General features: G+C 59.8%; 17 protein-coding genes. 12 read left to right on the top strand and 5 right to left on the bottom strand.

Features of this window, described 5'->3' with window-relative positions:
* Positions 1-244 precede the first annotated feature (244 nt).
* The 5 genes from JL015_RS24715 to cobG all read right to left on the bottom strand — a co-directional run bounded on the left by JL015_RS24715 (position 245) and on the right by cobG (position 5,486).
* A complete protein-coding gene (locus JL015_RS24715; protein WP_201020342.1) occupies positions 245-892 on the bottom strand; it encodes a hypothetical protein in 648 nt (215 codons plus the stop codon).
* Between the two features lie 196 nt (positions 893-1,088).
* Positions 1,089-2,792 carry a precorrin-3B C(17)-methyltransferase gene (gene cobJ, locus JL015_RS24710; RefSeq protein ID WP_201020341.1) on the bottom strand — a complete coding sequence of 568 codons (1,704 nt, stop codon included), beginning with the start codon at positions 2,790-2,792 and terminating at the stop codon, positions 1,089-1,091.
* On the bottom strand, positions 2,792-3,526 hold the full coding sequence (locus tag JL015_RS24705; protein WP_374063481.1) for a precorrin-2 C(20)-methyltransferase: 735 nt from the start codon (positions 3,524-3,526) through the stop codon (positions 2,792-2,794). The genes cobJ and JL015_RS24705 overlap by 1 nt, the downstream gene beginning before the upstream one ends.
* Positions 3,523-4,149, bottom strand: coding sequence for a precorrin-8X methylmutase (locus JL015_RS24700; RefSeq protein WP_201020340.1), 627 nt, complete (start codon positions 4,147-4,149; stop codon positions 3,523-3,525). The genes JL015_RS24705 and JL015_RS24700 overlap by 4 nt, the downstream gene beginning before the upstream one ends.
* Entirely contained in the window at positions 4,146-5,486 is a 1,341-nt protein-coding gene (gene cobG / locus JL015_RS24695; protein WP_307726278.1) for a precorrin-3B synthase, read from the bottom strand. The genes JL015_RS24700 and cobG overlap by 4 nt, the downstream gene beginning before the upstream one ends.
* Before the next feature lie 138 nt (positions 5,487-5,624).
* Between cobG and cbiE the strand changes: the two genes are divergently transcribed.
* From cbiE to urtD, 12 genes are all read left to right on the top strand, one after another.
* Positions 5,625-6,827 carry a precorrin-6y C5,15-methyltransferase (decarboxylating) subunit CbiE gene (gene cbiE / locus JL015_RS24690; RefSeq protein ID WP_201020394.1) on the top strand — a complete coding sequence of 401 codons (1,203 nt, stop codon included), beginning with the start codon at positions 5,625-5,627 and terminating at the stop codon, positions 6,825-6,827.
* A complete protein-coding gene (locus JL015_RS24685; RefSeq protein ID WP_201020338.1) occupies positions 6,827-7,924 on the top strand; it encodes a cobalt-precorrin-5B (C(1))-methyltransferase in 1,098 nt (365 codons plus the stop codon). Before cbiE ends, JL015_RS24685 begins: the two co-directional genes overlap by 1 nt.
* On the top strand, positions 7,921-8,649 hold the full coding sequence (locus JL015_RS24680; RefSeq protein WP_201020337.1) for a cobalt-precorrin-6A reductase: 729 nt from the start codon (positions 7,921-7,923) through the stop codon (positions 8,647-8,649). The genes JL015_RS24685 and JL015_RS24680 overlap by 4 nt, the downstream gene beginning before the upstream one ends.
* Positions 8,650-8,838: 189 nt before the next feature.
* Positions 8,839-9,669, top strand: coding sequence for an EndoS/ChiA family endoglycosidase (locus JL015_RS24675; protein ID WP_201020336.1), 831 nt, complete (start codon positions 8,839-8,841; stop codon positions 9,667-9,669).
* 176 nt (positions 9,670-9,845) lie between these two features.
* Positions 9,846-10,232, top strand: a complete 387-nt coding sequence (locus JL015_RS24670) for a DUF2946 domain-containing protein (protein WP_201005041.1) — start codon at positions 9,846-9,848, stop codon at positions 10,230-10,232.
* A gap of 55 nt (positions 10,233-10,287) precedes the next feature.
* The gene (locus JL015_RS24665; protein WP_201005043.1) at positions 10,288-10,749 is read left to right on the top strand and encodes a copper chaperone PCu(A)C; all 462 of its coding nucleotides are present in this window, start codon (positions 10,288-10,290) and stop codon (positions 10,747-10,749) included.
* 22 nt (positions 10,750-10,771) lie between these two features.
* Complete coding sequence (locus JL015_RS24660; RefSeq protein ID WP_201020335.1) at positions 10,772-11,197, top strand: DUF2946 domain-containing protein; 426 nt, start codon at positions 10,772-10,774, stop codon at positions 11,195-11,197.
* A gap of 126 nt (positions 11,198-11,323) precedes the next feature.
* Entirely contained in the window at positions 11,324-12,697 is a 1,374-nt protein-coding gene (locus JL015_RS24655; RefSeq protein ID WP_201020334.1) for a PepSY-associated TM helix domain-containing protein, read from the top strand.
* A gap of 317 nt (positions 12,698-13,014) precedes the next feature.
* Positions 13,015-14,280, top strand: a complete 1,266-nt coding sequence (gene urtA / locus JL015_RS24650) for an urea ABC transporter substrate-binding protein (RefSeq protein ID WP_201005049.1) — start codon at positions 13,015-13,017, stop codon at positions 14,278-14,280.
* A gap of 89 nt (positions 14,281-14,369) precedes the next feature.
* Entirely contained in the window at positions 14,370-15,959 is a 1,590-nt protein-coding gene (gene urtB, locus JL015_RS24645; protein ID WP_201005051.1) for an urea ABC transporter permease subunit UrtB, read from the top strand.
* Positions 15,959-17,038, top strand: a complete 1,080-nt coding sequence (urtC, locus tag JL015_RS24640) for an urea ABC transporter permease subunit UrtC (protein ID WP_025262165.1) — start codon at positions 15,959-15,961, stop codon at positions 17,036-17,038. The genes urtB and urtC overlap by 1 nt, the downstream gene beginning before the upstream one ends.
* The gene (gene urtD / locus JL015_RS24635) at positions 17,035-17,895 is read left to right on the top strand and encodes an urea ABC transporter ATP-binding protein UrtD (protein ID WP_201020333.1); all 861 of its coding nucleotides are present in this window, start codon (positions 17,035-17,037) and stop codon (positions 17,893-17,895) included. The genes urtC and urtD overlap by 4 nt, the downstream gene beginning before the upstream one ends.
* The last annotated feature ends 54 nt before the right edge of the window (positions 17,896-17,949 follow it).

Below are 17,949 nucleotides of genomic sequence, written 5' to 3'. Positions count from 1 at the left end.
GTTTCTCCATACCGTGCAAAAGCCGCCGACTGCAAAAAGTAGGACCTCGACAGGCATATAGAGAAATAACAAATAAATACCGCACACCCCACAAGTACAAGATAAGTAAAGGAGCAGAACGGGCGTTGTTTTAAAAATCCTATTCAGGCCCTTCACCATCAAAGAACCTGGATGACATCAGAGCAACCCAAATACCCAGCACATCAATGGATATTTCTTACAGTCTCTGCTGTAAGCAAATAATTCAGATGTCTATCTGACGGATATTGAGGTTACCGACAGCTTTCAATCTGGCGCGGATACGCTCCCTTTGCGAAGCAAAAACGGTCCTGTTGAACGCATAGACACCACCCCCCAGGCGCACGACCATCTCGCGATTGATCCACGAGTCGCCGCCGCGACTATCCGAGGTAATGGTCGAGCTGGCATGCAGACCGCACAGCAGGAGATGTACTTCCCCGGCAACCTCTTCGCAGGGCACGATCTGAAAATTACCGACCGATCCCGAACCCGACCCGTACTGAAAGAAATGCCGCGCATACTGATTGAGCCGCGCCGCCTTGAATGAGCGCCGGGTGAGTTCCAGCAGGTTGTCGACACGCACTGAACCGGTGATATCGAAACTGATGCTATCCAGCTCTTCAGCACCGGTAATGACCATCGGCTCCTTGACGATCTGACTTTTCAGTTTGCACCCTGAACGGACCAGGGTACTGCGGTAATAGTTGAGCCAACTGGTCCAGAACTCGTTTGGCCGGTAACTCTGGGTCGCAAAGAACTCGGCATACAGCAGCATATCCGCAATATCTTCACGGGCCTGTCTTGAAACAGTCGAAGAGAAAGACACGATAGTATTGCCCGCTATCAGGGCATTGAAGTCTTGACTTGCCATTATCTACATCCTTATAGAAACAAGGATATGAAACTAGCCAAGCTGACGCAGCTGCACAACACAGAAAACGGCTAAAAGTACAAGATTACAACAACAATAAACAACGACCCGCAGGGATTAAAGAGACTTCTTACTTTATCGTCGTGAATGAACTCGCTCCTATAGCCTGCCGGAGCGAATTCATTCACAAACAACATCAACTACCCGGTTTTACCGGATACCAGCGTGGCGTATACACCCATCGCTCGCCATTGGGGCGGGCAAAGGTGCAGGTGGTCGAAGAACCGATGAGCACCATGGTGCGCATATCCACCTGCTCAGGCGTCAGCTCACCCAGGGTAATGACACGCAGGGTCTGCCCCGGACGACCGATATCACGCCCCAGCGTCACGGGCGTTTCAGGGTTACGGTGCTGGCGCACGATTTCCAGCGCCCGTCCCAGTTGCCAAGGGCGAGAGCGCGAGATCGGGTTGTAGAAAGCCAACGCAAGGTCAGCCTGAGATGCCAGGTCCAGACGCTTTTCGATCACATCCCAAAGCTTGAGGTTGTCCGACAGCGACATGACACAGAAGTCATGCCCCAAGGGCGCGCCAGCCTGGGCAGCCGTCGCCAGGGAAGCAGAGACGCCCGGCAGGATTTCCAGCTCAACGGCATGCCATTGAGGGTCACTGGATTCATGCAATGCCTCAAGCACGGCCGAGGCCATGGCAAACACACCCGGATCACCGGACGACACCACCACCACCGAGCGACCTTGCGCCGCCAGTTCAAACGCATGGCGAGCACGCATCATTTCTTCGCGGTTGTCGGTGCAATGCAGCACCTGATCGGCACGGAATGGCCCGGCCATACGCACATAGGTTTCATAACCCAGCACGTCGTTGGCACGTGCCAGTTCGGCCTTGACCGCAGGCACCATGAATTCGGCAGCGCCAGGCCCCAGACCAATGACCGCAAGCCGTCCGCGTCCACGGCCGATCTGCTGAACATCCAGTGGCTGGCGGGCAACGGCAATCGCAATGCCCTCGCCCACACTGATTGGCGGCAGCAGCTGCGGTACCGCATGCCGGGCCATCTCGCTGGCGGCTTCGCTTTTGACAAAACGCACTGGCACACCCAAACCGGCTGCGGCCTGATGCAAATCAGCATCGGCCATCTGAGCATCTCCGGCCAGCAGGCAGGCCAGGGATTGCACGGCGACTCTGGCTTCGTGCAAGGCAGCCCGCACGTTGTCAGCGAGTTCCGGGCCTGTCTCACTGACCGCAACCAGCACGCTGCGCGGGTAAATCAGCAATTCGTTGCTTGAGGGCTCGCGCTCGGCACAACCCACATGAATCGCCAGATCCGCGTGGGGATCTTCCGGCAGTTGCGCCTGGGCCAGCCACGGTGCCGCGCCTTCGATGCGTACGTGCTCGCCGGAGAGCAGATCGGAAACAAAGCGCTTGCCCAGCTCCAGATCGCCCAAGGCATAACCATTGGGCGGGTTGAGCAGGCAGGTGCCGAAACGCAGCTCACCACTGGTGGTGATAGCCGGTGCAACGCCAAGGCCAGCGGCTATTTCACGAGCCATGACATTAACCCCGCCCAGCCCGCCCAGCAGCGGCACGACTGCGCTGCCGTCTTCGGCCACGGCCAGCACGGCAGGTTCGGCACCCTTTTCCAGCAGCAGTGGTGCCAGAGTCCGAATCACGATACCGGCCGCGCACAGGGCAATGATCGGCGTGTTCTGTTGATAAAGCTGGCGCAGAGTCGTGCCAAATTCGCTGTAAGTGCTGTCCGCTCCCTGCACACGCTCGGCCAGACCATGAATCAGTGCATCCGGGTAAAGCTGCTGAATCCGTCGCGCGGTAGCCAGGCTGCCATTGCCCAGAATCACAATGGCTGGAATGTTCTGGACCATCAGCCTTGCCACCTTTCGCCGGGAACGATAATCAGCGAGAAATAAGGCGACGACATGGGGTCGACCTGATCCAGCGGCACGATCTTCTGATTGACCATCGTGGCGCGCTCGACATAAAGCGCACGCCCGGCCATGCCTAGCTCTGCCAGCACATCTCGCACTTTGGGAAAGTTGCGCCCCAGCTTCATGATGACCGCCGCATCGGCGTCGGCCAGCTTGCGCTTGAGCTCGTCGTGCGGCAGCACGCCGGACAGCACTGACAGGCTCTGATTGCGATACACCAGTGGCGCACCCAGCACGGACGCACCGCCCAGCATCGAGCACACACCCGGAATCACCTGAGCTTCATAACGCTCGGCCAGACGGTCATGCAGGTACATGTAGGAGCCGTAGAAAAACGGGTCGCCTTCACAGATCACCGCCACATCGCGACCGGCATCCAGATGCGCCGCCACATCCAGGCTGGCCTCGTCATAGAAGTCACTGATGACCTGCTCGTAGGACAGCGGCGCTGGCAGCGCTTCGGTGGTCACCGGGTACACCAGCGGCATCAGCGTCTGGGCTTCCTGCAAATGACCTTCGATGATACCGAACGCATTGCCTTTCTTGCCCTTGGCCACGAAGTAGGCCACCACAGGCGATTCGCGCAACAGACGCAGCGCCTTGACGGTAATCAGTTCCGGGTCGCCGGGGCCGACGCCCAGGCCAATCAATCGACCACGAGCCTGCATCATTCGATCTCCGTCGCCAGTGCGTTGACCGCCGCAACGGCCATGGCGCTGCCGCCACGACGGCCTTGCATGATGACGAAAGGCACGCCACGGCTGTCGGCGGCCAGCATGGCCTTGGATTCGGCAGCACCGACGAAGCCCACCGGAAAACCGAGGATCAACGCCGGTTTCGGAGCACCTGCATCAAGCATTTCCAAGAGATAGAACAGCGCGGTCGGTGCATTGCCGATCACCACAACGCTACCTTCCAGGTGCGGACGCCACAGCTCCAGCGCCACGGCGGAACGGGTATTGCCCAGCTCACGGGCCATTTGCGGAACGCCTTCGTCATGCAAGGTGCAGATGATCTGATTGTTGGCCGGCAGCCGCGAACGGGTGATGCCTTCGGACACCATCCGCGCATCGCAGAGGATCGGCGCGCCCGCCGCCAGTGCTTGACGCCCGGCAGCTCCGGCACCCGGCGAGAAACGCAGGTCTTCGATGACCTCGACCATGCCGCAGGCGTGGATCACACGCACAGCCAGCTTTTCCAGATCGGCCGGGATCGTGTCCAGACGCGCTTCGGCGCGAATGATCGAGAAGGAGTTGCGATAAATCTCCTGACCATCGCGGATGTAATCAATCATGCAGAACTGCTCCGTGAGTGGGCGGCCAACTGCGCGCCAACTGCTTCAATAGTGAGGTCACGCGCACGCAGCACGCCGAAACCGGGGTGTGCTGCATCGCGAAAATAGAGGTCGTAATGACCCGGCGAAACCGCCAGCAAAGTCACAGGCGCGACATGCGCAGCGGCGCAGGAGCGACCACAGCCGGTCAGGTGCGCTGCTTCATTGCGGGGCAACTGCCCGGCCAGCAGCAACGCATCGGCCTTGGTATCGGCAAGCCCTTTGCCGCAGCCTGCCGAACCGGTACAGGCCACGATGCGCGACAGCGGCTGTTCGCTCGAACAGATCAGGCCTGCCGCCTGCAATGCCGCCGCCACCTCCTGTGCTTGCTCGCCGGGCACATTGGGCAGCAACAGGCTTTGCCAGGGCGTAAAACGCAGGGTTCCGTCGCCCTTTTCGCCGGCCAGTCGGGCGACAGCGCTCAGCAACGCGGGATCCAGACGCCCAAGGGGCACGACACCACCGACTGACACCAGCCCCGGCTGCGCCTGTGGATAAATGCCGACATGATGGCTATCGCCGTTCGTCGAACGCTGCCATTCGATTATTTTTTGATCAACCCGCAGCGCAACGCTCAAGCGCTCAGACAACTGGCGCAGAATTTCCGCAACTGGCACTTCAGCCAGCAAATGCCGCATGCGAGTGTGTTCGGCGCGGGCCAGATCGAGAAACAGTTCCAGCAACGCGATAACCAACTCATGCCCGCTCGCCAGAGGCACCGCCGCCAACGGTCGATCATGGGCCGGGCAACCCGCCAGTCCGAAGGCCAGCAGCACTTCACCGTCCACAGCCAGCGCCGAAAGCCACAGGTCATGAGGATGTTCCAGCATGACCAGCGCCTCGCCACCATCCAGCGAGAGGGCAAACTTGGCCGACAGCTCATGAAAGCGTGAGTGCGTTTCCAGAGAAGTCAGAATCTGCGCCGCCAGCGGCCGGGTATCGAACAGCATGTGCGGATCCAGGCCGGCGGTCGGGCTGAGCATCAGGTTGCGCACATCGTCGCTGTCAGGATTGGCCGGACCAAGCCCCGCAGCCATCAGCGACTGGATCAACCCGCCATGATCGGCGCCGATCCCGCGAATCTGAAGGTTGGACCGGTTGGTCGCCTCGATCACGCCCTGAGCATAAGTACTCGCAGCCTGCGCCACCGCCAACGCCTGAGCGGCACTGATCACGCCACCGGCCAGCTTGATCCGGCAGATTCCGCCGTCCAGAGCCGGGACGATACGCAGCAACCCCGGACAGGCCGAGGGGCGAATGGTTATGGAGGACTTGCGAGCGTACTTCGGCTCGTTCAATGAATCACCCGATCTGGACTTTCTGGACCCTGGTTGCCGCTTCAATAGGCACATGTGCCTATCGGGCGCGGTATTATGCCTGCTTTGTCCGCCAGCATGAAAAGACGCTCTGTCGGAAGTTTGGATCGAGGGATGTACATGTCGCCGTGGCTGACAGTCGTGGGAATCGGGGAAGACGGTTACAAAGGCCTGGGCAAGAATGCCCGGCATGCGCTGCTGAACGCCGATCAGGTGTTCGGCAGCCCGCGCCAGCTCGCCTTGCTGCCGCGCTGCATTCGTGCAGAGCGCAGGAACTGGCCCCGCCCGTTTTCCCTGAACCCGGTGCTGGAGCAGCGCGGTGCCGAAGTCTGTGTACTGGCCAGCGGTGATCCGATGCTGTTTGGTGTCGGCGCCAGCCTTGCCCGCGTGGTCGACATCGAAGAGATGCGCATCGTATCGGCCCCGTCCTCTTATTCCCTTGCTGCGGCACGTCTGGGTTGGCCGTTGCAGGAAGTCGTCACGCTTTCGGTAGTTGCCCGTCCGTTGGCCGCCCTGAACTCACAATTTCACCATGGTGTGCGCCTGCTGGTGCTGAGCAACGATGGCAGCAGCCCGGCGGCCATTGCCGGGTTGTTGCGCGAGCGAGGATTCGGCCCGAGCCAGATGACCGTACTTGAACATCTGGGCGGCGAGGCCGAGCGGCGTATCGACGGGCTGGCCAGTGAATGGGGCAACCCGGAAACAGCGGCGCTGAATCTGGTGGCCATCGACTGTCGCGCAGACATCGACGCCCCACGTCTGAGCACCCTGGCGGGCTTGCCGGACTCGGCGTTCGAGCATGACGGCCAGCTTACCAAACGCGATGTACGGGCAATCACGCTGGCGCGCCTGGCCCCCGTGCCCGGCGAACTGCTCTGGGATGTAGGTGCGGGCTGTGGCTCCATCGGCATCGAATGGATGCGCGCCCATCCCACCTGCCGCACCCTGGCCATTGAAGCTGATGAAGGCCGTCAGCATCTGATCGAATTCAACCGTGATGCTCTGGGCGTGCCGGGCCTGCAACTGGTGCGCGGCAGTGCGCCCGAAGCACTGAACGGCCTTGAAACACCCGATGCCATCTTCATCGGCGGCGGCGTTACCCGCCCCGGCGTGCTGGAGGCCTGCTGGAAGCAACTTCGCTCCGGTGGCCGGCTGGTCGCCAATGCCGTGACCCTGCAAAGCGAAGTCACCCTGATGGCCTGGCGCGAACAGCATGGCGGCGAGCTGACACGTATCCATGTCGCCCATGCCAAACCTCTGGGGGAGTTCGACACCTGGCGTCAGGCGCTGCCCATTACCCTGCTGGATGTGGTCAAGCCCTGATGCGTGAAGAAACCGCCGAACAGCCCGCCCCTCTGCGCAGTGGCCTGACCACCGGCAGCTGCGCCACGGCGACCAGTCTGGCGGCGGCTCGCCTGTTACTCGGCGGGCAGGTCAACGATGCGGTGCAGATCGTATTGCCCAAGGGCAAACAGGTGCAGATGCGTCTGGAGTTCTGCCGTCTTGTCGAAGATGGCGCGGAAGCCGCGACCATCAAGGACGCCGGGGACGACCCCGATGTGACCCATGGCGCACTGGTATTTGCCCGTGTGCGGCTTGATGCCGAGCCTGGCGTGCGCTTTGTCGCCGGCTCGGGAGTGGGCACGGTGACACGCCCCGGTCTGGTCTTGAATGTCGGCGAACCCGCCATCAATCCGGTGCCACGGCGCATGATGACCGAGCATTTGCTGGGGCTGGCGCAAGAGATGGGCTATGCGGGCGGTTTCGAGGTGACGGTCGGCGTCGAAGGCGGTGAAGCGCTTGCGCTGAAAACAATGAACCCGCGCCTGGGCATTCTCGGCGGGCTGTCGATTCTGGGCACCAGCGGCATTGTCCGGCCGTTTTCCTGCGCGGCTTACATCGCTTCCATCCATCAGGGTATCGATGTTGCCAAGACCAATGGCTACCTGCATATCGCCGCCTGCACCGGCAACGCCAGCGAGGACACGATGCGCAGGGTCTACGGGATCCCGGACATCGCCCTGATCGAAATGGGCGACTTCGTAGGCGCGGTGCTCAAGCATCTGCGCAAGGTGCCTGTGGATAAACTGAGCATCTGCGGCGGCTTCGGCAAGATCAGCAAACTGGCTGCCGGTCATATGGACCTGCACAGCCGTCATTCCAGCATCGACCTGCCGCAACTGGCGCAATGGGCAGCGGATGCAGGGGCCGATGAAAGGTTGCAGCAGCAGATTCGCGACGCCAATACCAGCCAGCAAGCACTGGCCATGAGCACGGCGGCGGGTGTGCCTTTGGGCGATACGGTCTGCCAGCACGCTCTGGACTTCGCCCGCAGCGTAGTCCCCGCGCAGGTTCAGGTAGAGGTTTTCGCCATTGATCGTCAGGGCGGTATTGTCGGAAAAGCCGGAGTGACTGCATGAAACGCATATTGCTGCTGGGTGGCGTGACTGAAGCACTGGCCATCGCCCGAACCCTGGGGCCGGAGCACATCTACAGTCTGGCCGGTGTTGGCCGCGTGCCGACGGACCTGACCTGCCAGCTCAAGGTTGGCGGTTATGGCGGCGCTGAAGGCATGGCGCAATTCATCCGTGAACAGGGTGTCGACCTGTTGCTGGATGCCACCCATCCCTATGCAGCACAGATCAGCCGCAATGCTGCCGTCGCGGCGGAGCTGGCCGGGATCGAGTGCTGGGCACTGCGTCGTCCGGCGTGGCAGCCAGGCCCGGGTGATGACTGGCGCGAAGTGGCCGACTGGTCAGAACTGATTACGGCCCTGGCGACATTCAGACGCCCATTGTTCACCCTGGGCCGCGAGCCCTTGCAGCACCTGCACGAAATCCCTGAGCACCAGTTCTGGACCCTCCGCGCCCTGGACCCATACCCCGGCAACGAACGCTGCGAAGTGATAGGCGCACGCGGACCTTTCCACCTCGAAGACGAACGCGCCCTGTTCGAGCGCCGCCAGATCGATGTCCTGATCAGCAAGAACAGCGGCAGCAGCTCCACCGAACCCAAACTGGAAGTCGCCCGGGAGCGTGGGTTGCCGGTGCTGGTGTTGAAACGGCCTGTGTTGCCAGAGGTGGATCGGGTGCTGAGTAGCGTCGAAGAAGTACTTAATGCCCTCAAGCAGGAACGGACTCATTAGCGAGACGGCATTGAAGGCGCTGCAATTTCTTTGAATCAGCGGGTCCCTCCCGCTTCATGACATGTATAAGTATTCGTTTCCGCTCATCGCCCCAACCACCTCACATCAGAAAAAACAACCGTACAACTAATACCCCTGAGTATCAGCACTAGAATTTTCAAGGAGTTCACCACGTAAAAGGAATTACACATGAACAACGAGAATATCATGGCGGGTTACTTTAGAACCTGGCGCGATAAAGCCACAGACCCTGTCGTCAATAAAACCGCCATGAACGAACTTCCTGAGAACCTCGATATCGTCCTGGTCTTTCCTGTGGAGACACCGCCTGAAAACCCTTACTGGCAGGCGCTGAAGGATGTCTACGTCCCGCACCTGCACAACAATGGCACTAAAGTGGTCTTTACCCAGGGCATCCAAGGGCTTCTCGACAACGTCAACTACCCTGACAATCCCGCCGGGCATCAGAAGTACGTCGACTTCATAATGGATACGTATATAAACGCCTACCAACTTGACGGGTTCGATATAGACTTCGAGCGAACGCTAACCCCTGCTGAACATCTCAAAACCGTCAATATCTGCACCTTATTCTCCAGGTATCTTGGCCCGCTGTCCGGCACAGGCAAACTTCTCATTATTGATACCAATAGAACGGGTACAGATCCTCTTTTCAGGGCAACCGCTACAATGATCGACTATCTGTTCTTACAGGCTTATGGAAGAGACCTGAGCCAGATGGACCCTGTATATGACAGTTTCAAGGACTTCCTGCCGGCTAGAAAGTTTGTTCCGGGCTTTTCCTTTTATGAAGAGCGCGGCCCGAGATGGGACGATATCAGTGAAGACCGCAACAGCGGGCGGGCTTATGATTATGCTGACTGGCAACCCAGTGACGGCGGGCGCAAGGGCGGGTTGTTCAGTTACGCCATCGACAGGGATATCCCGATACGCACCGATGAGATTATCGCCGCCGATTACTACGCCACCCGGAAACTGACCGAACGGATGAACCCCTGAGTATCCATCCGCCGTCATCGAGTCCTGTCGCAGCCAAGGCCCCTCTCACTGAGGCATGCAAGCATTGAGAGGCATCTGGCCGCGACACCCGGCCACACGTCTCCCTTTTTACTTATCGCCCCCGTTCAGGCTAAATGGCGGAGTTGACTGGACCCTTCGATAAAACGGAAACCGTAATGTCCCAACGTCGGACAACATCGGTCTGGATTGCCTGCTTTGCGGTGCTGTTCAGCCTGCTGGCCATGCCGCTGTCACCGAGCGCACCGCGCGTTCAGGGTGAGCAGTTGTTGTGGGGCAGTTTCTGTAGTGGCAGTGGCACACGTCTGGTGGCGATTTCCCTGGGCGATACTGCAAAAAGCATCCCTGACCATGAAGAACACGCCAGCATGCAACATTGTGCATGCTGCTCAGGTTCGATCGTGGTCGTCATCCCTTCAGGCTTTACCCATGGCCCGCAGACGCGACCTGGCCCGGATTACTTTCCGCAAGCCATATTCCTGACCCACACCTCGCCCCGCCAGCAATGGCCAAGCGCTAATCCCCGAGCCTCTCCGCCAGCCTGACATTCACTGCGCACGTGTCTTGAAGCACCTGAATGAATTGACCGGAGAATCACCCATGTTCAAGAAAGCCCTCATGCTGGCTGCATTGTTGCTGCCTGCCTGTTTTGCCAATGCCCACGAATACAAAGGCGGCCAGTTGCTGATCGGCCACCCGTGGTCCATGGAGCTGCCACCGAATGCGCCGACCGTCGCGGCATATTTCACCATCGAGAACAAAGGCAGCAGTGCCGACCGCCTGCTCAGCGTCAAGACCCCGATCGCAGGCCAGGCACAGTTGCATGAGCACGTGCAGGCCGACGGTCTGATGAAAATGCGCCAGGTTCCGTCAGTCGAGGTTCCAGCCGGTGCCAAGGTCAGCTTTGCGCCCATGGCGTATCACGTCATGCTGCTGGATATCAAAGACCGGTCTATGCTCACTCTCGGCCAGCGTTTCCCAATGACGCTGCACTTCGAGAAAGCTGGTGATATCGACGTACAAGTCGTGATCCAGAAGCAGGAACCTGAACACAAGCATTGAGTGACTGCCTGACTTGAGCGCCATGCGCACTGATCGCGTCCGCTCATCCACGTCTCGTAAAGCCCGGGGCACGTGGCTGAGTCTGTTCGCTATGTTGATGATCTTTATCGGCCCACTGGTTTCCCAGTCGATGCCGATGGAGCATCACGCCGGTATGTCCATGTCGATGCCAGCCTCCATGGATATGGAGACGCACCACGCCCACCACGGCAGTGAGCATCCCAAGCCTGTCGATACGGGCATGGACGATCACGCGCTGTGGGCCAAATGTGGCTACTGCACCTTGCTGTTCAGTTGCCCCGCTCTGCCTCAAGTACTGACACTGGTAGCTGCCGCACCTCCCAAACCCTCCGACTTCTTTGTCGCCATCACCCGGCAAAGCCATGCGCGACAGAGCGCCTTCCTGCATGCCCGCAGCCGGGCGCCGCCCTCTTCAGCCCTGTCATGACACCATAACGAGCGCAGCCCGGAAGGCCGCTCGAACCTGACTGATTTGCCGCAAACCTGTCCCAGAGATGGGCTTGCAATGATCCGCCATTCAGTCCTGTACTTTTTTACCGTGAGCACGCTTTCCATGTCACAGCGTAAAGTCTCTTTCTATAACCTGGCCTGGCGCTGGCACTTCTATGCCGGGCTGTTCGTCGCTCCGTTCATGATCCTGCTGTCGCTGACCGGGATCATTTACCTGTTCAAGCCACAGCTGGACAACCTGATGTACAGCGACCTGCTGACCGTCAAACCCGCTCATCACCAGATCAGCGCCGACGAGTTGCAGCAGCGGGTACTGAGCCGTTATCCACAGGCGGCAATCAGCAAATACTTCCCGCCCGTCAGCGCCGAAGGCAGCGCGCAGTTTGTGGTGCGCGAGCAGGGCCACGAGCTGAATGTGTTTATCGACCCTTATCGCGGCGAAATCCTGGGAACCCAGGATGCCAAAAACAACCTGCAAGCCATCGCCCGCGCTCTGCATGGCGAACTGATGATCGGCACCGTGGGTGACCGGCTGATCGAACTGGCCGCTGGCTGGGGCATCATGCTGGTGGTGTCCGGTCTTTATCTGTGGTGGCCGCGCGGGACCAATGCCGCCGGGGTGCTGTGGCCGCGTCTGAGCAGTCGCGGGCGAGTGCTGTGGCGCGACCTGCATGCGGTCACCGGTTTCTGGGGATCACTGATTCTGTTGTTCATGCTGCTCAGCGGCATGACCTGGACCGGCTTCTGGGGCAAGCAGTACGCCGAGTTGTGGAACACCTTCCCGGCTGCGATGTGGACTGACGTGCCCAAATCCACGCAACTGGCGGGCGAACTCAATACCGCCAGCGTACAGACCGTGCCCTGGGCACTGGAAAACACGCCGATGCCGCAGTCCACAGGCGAGCATGCCGAACACATGCACCATCACGGCATGTCTGCCGGCCCAGCGGCACCGAAAGTCACGTTACAGCAAGTCGTCGATATCGCCACCGAACAGGGCGTCGAGCCCGGCTACAGTATTACCGCACCCAAGACCGCCGAAGGGGTCTTCACGGTGGCGGTGTTCGCGGACGATCCGCGCAATGACGCGACCCTGCATATCGATCAGTACAGCGGCAAAATTCTGGCTGACGTGGGCTGGAAGGATTACAGCCTGGTTTCCAGGGCCACCGAGATGAGCGTGATGCTCCATGAAGGCAAGTTCTTCGGCTGGATCAACCAGATGCTGATCTTTGTGGCCTGCCTGATGATCCTGCTCGGATCGGTAAGCGGGCTGGTGATCTGGTGGAAGCGCCGCCCTACGGGAGGCCTTGGTGTGCCGCCCTTGCGCCATGATTTACCCCGCTGGAAAACCGCAATCGTGATCATGTTCGGGCTTGCTGTAGCGTTTCCGCTGGTAGGCGTTTCCCTGCTGGCGGTATGGGCGTTCGATCGGATAGTTTTTTCACGCTTTGCTAAATCGTCGGCGGCAGCTTAAATTGCAGCTACGAAGCCTGAAACCGGCGGGCGGTTTTGTGATGAATTCCTCACCCGACCGGTTCGGGCCTCGTCAGATCTTCTGAAAAAGCCGCGAAAGCGGCTTTTTCATTTCTCCCGGGCACGTCGCGCACCAACAACGAACAAAAATCCAGCGACGCACCACGATCAGCGCCACTTCAGTGCGCGAACCTCGCCAGCGACTCCTCTAGAACGGATATGCACTCCATTTGCCCGGCTGGGCACAGCCTTTGCTTAGGACCCCTGAGGCAATTCTTTCGCCCTACCAAAAAAAGCCAACCGAACGGAGCCCGTCCAATGAAGCGTCGCAGCCTGATCAAAGCTTTCACCCTGACCGCATCAATCGCCGCAATGGGTATGACCTGGACAGTTCAGGCAGCCGAAACGATCAAGGTCGGTATTCTGCATTCGCTTTCCGGGACCATGGCCATCTCCGAGACTTCGCTCAAGGACATGGCGCTGATGACCATTGACGAAATCAATGCCAAGGGTGGCGTGAACGGCAAGATGCTGGAAGCTGTAGTCGTGGACCCGGCCTCCAACTGGCCGCTGTTCGCGGAAAAGGGCCGTCAGTTGCTGACTCAGGACAAGGTCGCTGTGGTGTTCGGTTGCTGGACGTCGGTATCGCGCAAATCGGTACTGCCGGTATTTGAAGAGCTCAATGGCCTGCTGTTCTACCCCGTGCAGTACGAAGGCGAAGAAATGTCGCCAAACGTGTTCTACACCGGTGCAGCGCCTAACCAGCAGGCCATTCCTGCGGTCGAGTACCTGATGAGCGAAGACGGCGGCTCGGCCAAGCGCTTCTTCCTGCTGGGCACCGACTACGTTTACCCGCGCACCACCAACAAGATTCTGCGCTCGTTCCTGCACTCCAAAGGCGTGAAGGACAGCGATATCGAAGAGGTTTACACCCCGTTCGGCCACGCCGATTACCAGACCATCGTGGCGAACATCAAGAAGTTCTCGGCAGGCGGCAAGACCGCTGTGATTTCTACCGTGAACGGCGACTCCAACGTGCCGTTCTACAAGGAACTGGCCAACCAGGGCCTCAAGGCCACCGACGTGCCAGTGGTTGCGTTCTCGGTCGGCGAAGAAGAGCTGCGCGGCATCGACACCAAGCCACTGGTCGGCCATCTGGCTGCCTGGAACTACTTCCAGTCCGTGGAAAACCCGGTCAACAAGAAGTTCGTCGCTGACTGGAAAGCCTACGCAACGAAGAAAAACCTGCCGGGCGCAGACAAGGCCGTAACCAACGACCCGATGGAAGCCACCTACGTCGGTATTCACATGTGGGCGCAGGCGGTCGAGAAAGCCAAGTCCACCGATGTCGACAAGGTTCGCGAAGCCATGGCTGGCCAGACCTTCGCCGCGCCGTCGGGCTTCACCCTGACCATGGACAAGACCAACCATCACCTGCACAAGCCGGTAATGATCGGTGAAGTCGAGGATAACGGTCAGTTCAACGTGGTCTGGCAGACCAAGGATCCGATCCGTGCACAGCCATGGAGCCCGTACATCCCTGGCAACGACAAGAAGCCGGATCATGCAGTGAAGAGTAATTAAGACCTAGCCAATACCTTCGCGAATGAATTCGCTTCTGACGGCGCAATTCATTCGCGAAATGCCTCACCGCCGACTCCCAGGCTACCGATATGCCCAAAACCCTGTACCGCCTCATTCTCACGCTCGCGTTCCTGCTGCCATTGGCAGTACACGCCAGTGATGCTGGCGATTTCGTTTCTGCCAGCTCTTCGCAACAGGCCGATCTGCTTGAAACCTGGGCAGCCAAACCTGTGCCTGAGCGCGTCGAATTGCTTGAAGCCTTGCGCGATGGCCGTGTTGCTGCGGACAGCAGCAAACGCGCCTACCTCGAAAACAATGAGCAATACGTGGCCGTGGATGCGCAGGCTCCTGCTGCCGCCGATGCTCCAACCCCGGATGAACCGCGCAAACTGCGCCTGAACAACCGGCTGCGTGGTCTGGTCGAGACCGCGCTGGCCAGTCACCAATTGCTGGCCGCCGATGCAAAACTGCGTCTGGCCGCCGCCCGGCAATTGCAAAAAAGCGCCCGCCCCGCTCAGATCGAACTGCTGACACAACGGGTCGCTGCCGAAACCGACTCCGGCGTGCATAGCGCATTGACGCTGGCGCTGGCCAACCTGCAACTGGTCGACAGCAGCCCTTCGGTGCGTCTGGCCGCCGTGCGTCTGCTGGGTGAAACCGGCGACCCGCTGGCCCGCACGCGGCTTGAGTCACTGCTGTCGCCGGGCGTGGAAACCGATGCAACGGTGCGCATTGCCGCTGAAACCAGCCTGGCGCAGGTCAAACGCAAGCTGATGATCGGCGAAGTATTGGGCCAGGCCTTCAGTGGTATGTCCCTGGGTTCGATTCTGCTGCTGGCCGCTCTCGGTCTGGCGATCACCTTCGGCCTGCTGGGCGTGATCAATATGGCCCACGGCGAAATGCTGATGCTGGGAGCCTATTCCACCTATGTGGTGCAGTTGATGTTCCAGCGCTATGCGCCGGGTGCCATCGAGTACTACCCGCTGATTGCCTTGCCGGTGGCGTTTTTCGTCACGGCACTGATCGGCATGGCGCTGGAGCGCACCGTGATTCGCCACTTGTATGGCCGCCCGCTGGAAACCCTGCTCGCCACCTGGGGTATCAGCCTGATGCTGATCCAGGCGGTGCGTCTGGCTTTCGGCGCGCAGAACGTTGAAGTCGCCAACCCCGAATGGCTGTCGGGCGGCATTCAAGTGCTGCCCAATCTGGTGCTGCCTTACAACCGCATCGTCATCATCGCCTTCGCGCTTTTCGTGGTGGTACTGACCTGGCTGCTGTTGAACAAGACCCGCCTGGGCCTGAACGTGCGTGCCGTGACCCAGAACCGCAACATGGCCGCCTGCTGCGGCGTGCCCACCGGGCGTATCGACATGATGGCCTTCGGGCTGGGCTCGGGCATCGCCGGGCTGGGCGGAGTGGCCTTGAGTCAGATCGGTAACGTCGGCCCGGACCTGGGCCAGAGCTACATCATCGACTCGTTCCTGGTGGTGGTGCTCGGCGGTGTCGGTCAACTGGCGGGCAGCGTAATGGCCGCTTTCGGGCTGGGCATCGCCAACAAGATTCTTGAACCGCAAATCGGTGCCGTATTGGGCAAGATCCTGATCCTGGCGCTGATCATTCTGTTTATCCAGAAACGTCCGCAAGGCCTCTTCGCATTGAAAGGACGGGTGATCGACTGATGAATCAGCCATTGATAGTGACCGCCGCACAGAAAGTCGGGCCAAAAGGCACGCTGACCGTGGGCATTCTGGTTCTGGCCATATTGCTGGCCATGCCGCTGTTGTCGTTGCTGCCTGCCGATAACGGCCTGCAGGTTTCGGCCTACACCCTGACGCTGGTAGGCAAGATCCTGTGCTACGCCATCGTCGCCCTGGCGCTGGATCTGGTCTGGGGTTACGCCGGTCTGTTGTCGCTGGGCCACGGCCTGTTCTTCGCTCTCGGCGGCTACGCCATGGGCATGTACCTGATGCGTGAAGCAGCGGGCGATGGCTTGCCCGCCTTCATGACCTTTCTGTCATGGACCGAACTGCCCTGGTACTGGGCAGGCACCGACAATTTCCTCTGGGCCATGTGTCTGGTGGTGTTGGCGCCGGGCTTGCTGGCGCTGGTATTCGGTTTCTTCGCCTTCCGTTCACGGATCAAAGGCGTGTACTTCTCGATCATGACCCAGGCCCTGACCTTTGCCGGCATGCTGCTGTTCTTCCGCAACGAAACCGGTTTTGGCGGCAATAACGGCTTCACCAACTTCCGCAGCATTCTGGGTTTCAGCATCAGCTCCCAAGGCACCCGGGCCACGCTGTTTCTGCTGACGGTCCTGTTGCTGGTCGCAAGCCTGTATGTGGGCTGGCGCCTTGCCCAGAGCAAGTTCGGACGAGTGCTGACCGCACTGCGCGACGCAGAAAACCGCCTGATGTTCTGTGGCTACGATCCCCGTGGTTTCAAGCTGTTCGTCTGGGTCCTGAGCGCCGTACTCTGCGGTCTGGCCGGGGCCTTGTATGTGCCGCAAGTCGGCATCATCAACCCCAGCGAAATGTCACCGACCAACTCCATCGAAGCTGCCGTGTGGGTAGCGCTGGGTGGACGCGGCACACTGATCGGCCCGTTGCTGGGCGCAGGTCTGGTCAACGGCATGAAGAGCTGGTTCACCGTGGCCTTCCCTGAATACTGGCTGTTCTTTCTCGGAGCACTGTTCATCATCGTGACGCTGTATCTGCCCAAGGGCGTGATCGGCCTGCTGAAGAAAAGGAGCGAGTCATGAAAACCACATCGACACCCGCTTTCATGCTTGAACCGATTCTAGACCCCAATTCCGACGCCGGGACCAGCCGCGACGCCATCGGCCTGGGCCAGATAGCGGGCCAGGGGCTCAATACCCGGCACGGCACGATCCTGACCCTGGAAGACATCAGCGTCAGCTTCGACGGCTTCAAGGCCCTCAATGACCTGAATCTGTACATCGGTGTTGGCGAGTTGCGCTGCATCATCGGCCCCAACGGCGCAGGCAAGACCACGCTGATGGACGTGATTACCGGCAAGACACGCCCCAGCCACGGCAAAGCCTGGTTCGGTGAAACCCTGGACCTGACACACATGAGCGAAGTGCAGATCGCTCAGGCAGGGATCGGCCGCAAGTTTCAGAAGCCCACGGTATTTGAAGCCTTGAGCGTGTTCGAGAACCTGGAGCTGGCGCAGAAAACCGACAAGTCGGTCTGGGCCAGCCTGCGCGCACGCCTCACAGGCGAGCAAAAGGACCGGATCAATGACGTGCTGGAAACCATCCGCCTGAGCGCATCGATGCATCGCCCGGCAGGTTTGCTGTCCCACGGCCAGAAGCAGTTTCTGGAAATCGGCATGCTGCTGGTTCAGGACCCGCAATTATTGCTGCTCGACGAACCCGTTGCCGGCATGACCGACGCCGAAACCGAATTCACGGCCGAGCTGTTCAAAAGCCTGGCAGGCAAGCATTCGCTGATGGTGGTGGAGCACGACATGGGCTTCGTCGGCTCGATTGCCGACCACGTGACCGTCCTGCACCAGGGCAGCGTTCTCGCTGAAGGGTCGCTGGAAGAAGTGCAGGCCGATGAACGAGTGATCGAAGTGTATTTGGGGCGCTGAAGCGCCCAGTTGCAAGCTGTGAGCTGCAAGCGACAAGAAAAAGCGCCCTGGCTT

Source organism: Pseudomonas cichorii (genome assembly GCF_015471405.1).
Classification (GTDB): Bacteria; Pseudomonadota; Gammaproteobacteria; order Pseudomonadales; family Pseudomonadaceae; genus Aquipseudomonas; species Aquipseudomonas serbiensis.
This window is presented reverse-complemented; position numbering and strand designations above follow the sequence as displayed.

Excerpts from the sequence above, each read along its gene's own strand:
- JL015_RS24715 (WP_201020342.1), bottom strand. The coding sequence starts at position 892 with ATGGCAAGTCAAGACTTCAATGCCCTGATAGCGGGCAATACTATCGTG.
- cobJ (WP_201020341.1), bottom strand. The coding sequence starts at position 2,792 with ATGGTCCAGAACATTCCAGCCATTGTGATTCTGGGCAATGGCAGCCTG.
- JL015_RS24705 (WP_374063481.1), bottom strand. The coding sequence starts at position 3,526 with ATGATGCAGGCTCGTGGTCGATTGATTGGCCTGGGCGTCGGCCCCGGC.
- JL015_RS24700 (WP_201020340.1), bottom strand. The coding sequence starts at position 4,149 with ATGATTGATTACATCCGCGATGGTCAGGAGATTTATCGCAACTCCTTC.
- cbiE (WP_201020394.1), top strand. The coding sequence starts at position 5,625 with ATGTCGCCGTGGCTGACAGTCGTGGGAATCGGGGAAGACGGTTACAAA.
- JL015_RS24685 (WP_201020338.1), top strand. The coding sequence starts at position 6,827 with ATGCGTGAAGAAACCGCCGAACAGCCCGCCCCTCTGCGCAGTGGCCTG.
- JL015_RS24680 (WP_201020337.1), top strand. The coding sequence starts at position 7,921 with ATGAAACGCATATTGCTGCTGGGTGGCGTGACTGAAGCACTGGCCATC.
- JL015_RS24675 (WP_201020336.1), top strand. The coding sequence starts at position 8,839 with ATGAACAACGAGAATATCATGGCGGGTTACTTTAGAACCTGGCGCGAT.
- JL015_RS24670 (WP_201005041.1), top strand. The coding sequence starts at position 9,846 with ATGTCCCAACGTCGGACAACATCGGTCTGGATTGCCTGCTTTGCGGTG.
- JL015_RS24665 (WP_201005043.1), top strand. The coding sequence starts at position 10,288 with ATGTTCAAGAAAGCCCTCATGCTGGCTGCATTGTTGCTGCCTGCCTGT.
- JL015_RS24660 (WP_201020335.1), top strand. The coding sequence starts at position 10,772 with ATGCGCACTGATCGCGTCCGCTCATCCACGTCTCGTAAAGCCCGGGGC.
- JL015_RS24655 (WP_201020334.1), top strand. The coding sequence starts at position 11,324 with ATGTCACAGCGTAAAGTCTCTTTCTATAACCTGGCCTGGCGCTGGCAC.
- urtA (WP_201005049.1), top strand. The coding sequence starts at position 13,015 with ATGAAGCGTCGCAGCCTGATCAAAGCTTTCACCCTGACCGCATCAATC.
- urtB (WP_201005051.1), top strand. The coding sequence starts at position 14,370 with ATGCCCAAAACCCTGTACCGCCTCATTCTCACGCTCGCGTTCCTGCTG.
- urtC (WP_025262165.1), top strand. The coding sequence starts at position 15,959 with ATGAATCAGCCATTGATAGTGACCGCCGCACAGAAAGTCGGGCCAAAA.
- urtD (WP_201020333.1), top strand. The coding sequence starts at position 17,035 with ATGAAAACCACATCGACACCCGCTTTCATGCTTGAACCGATTCTAGAC.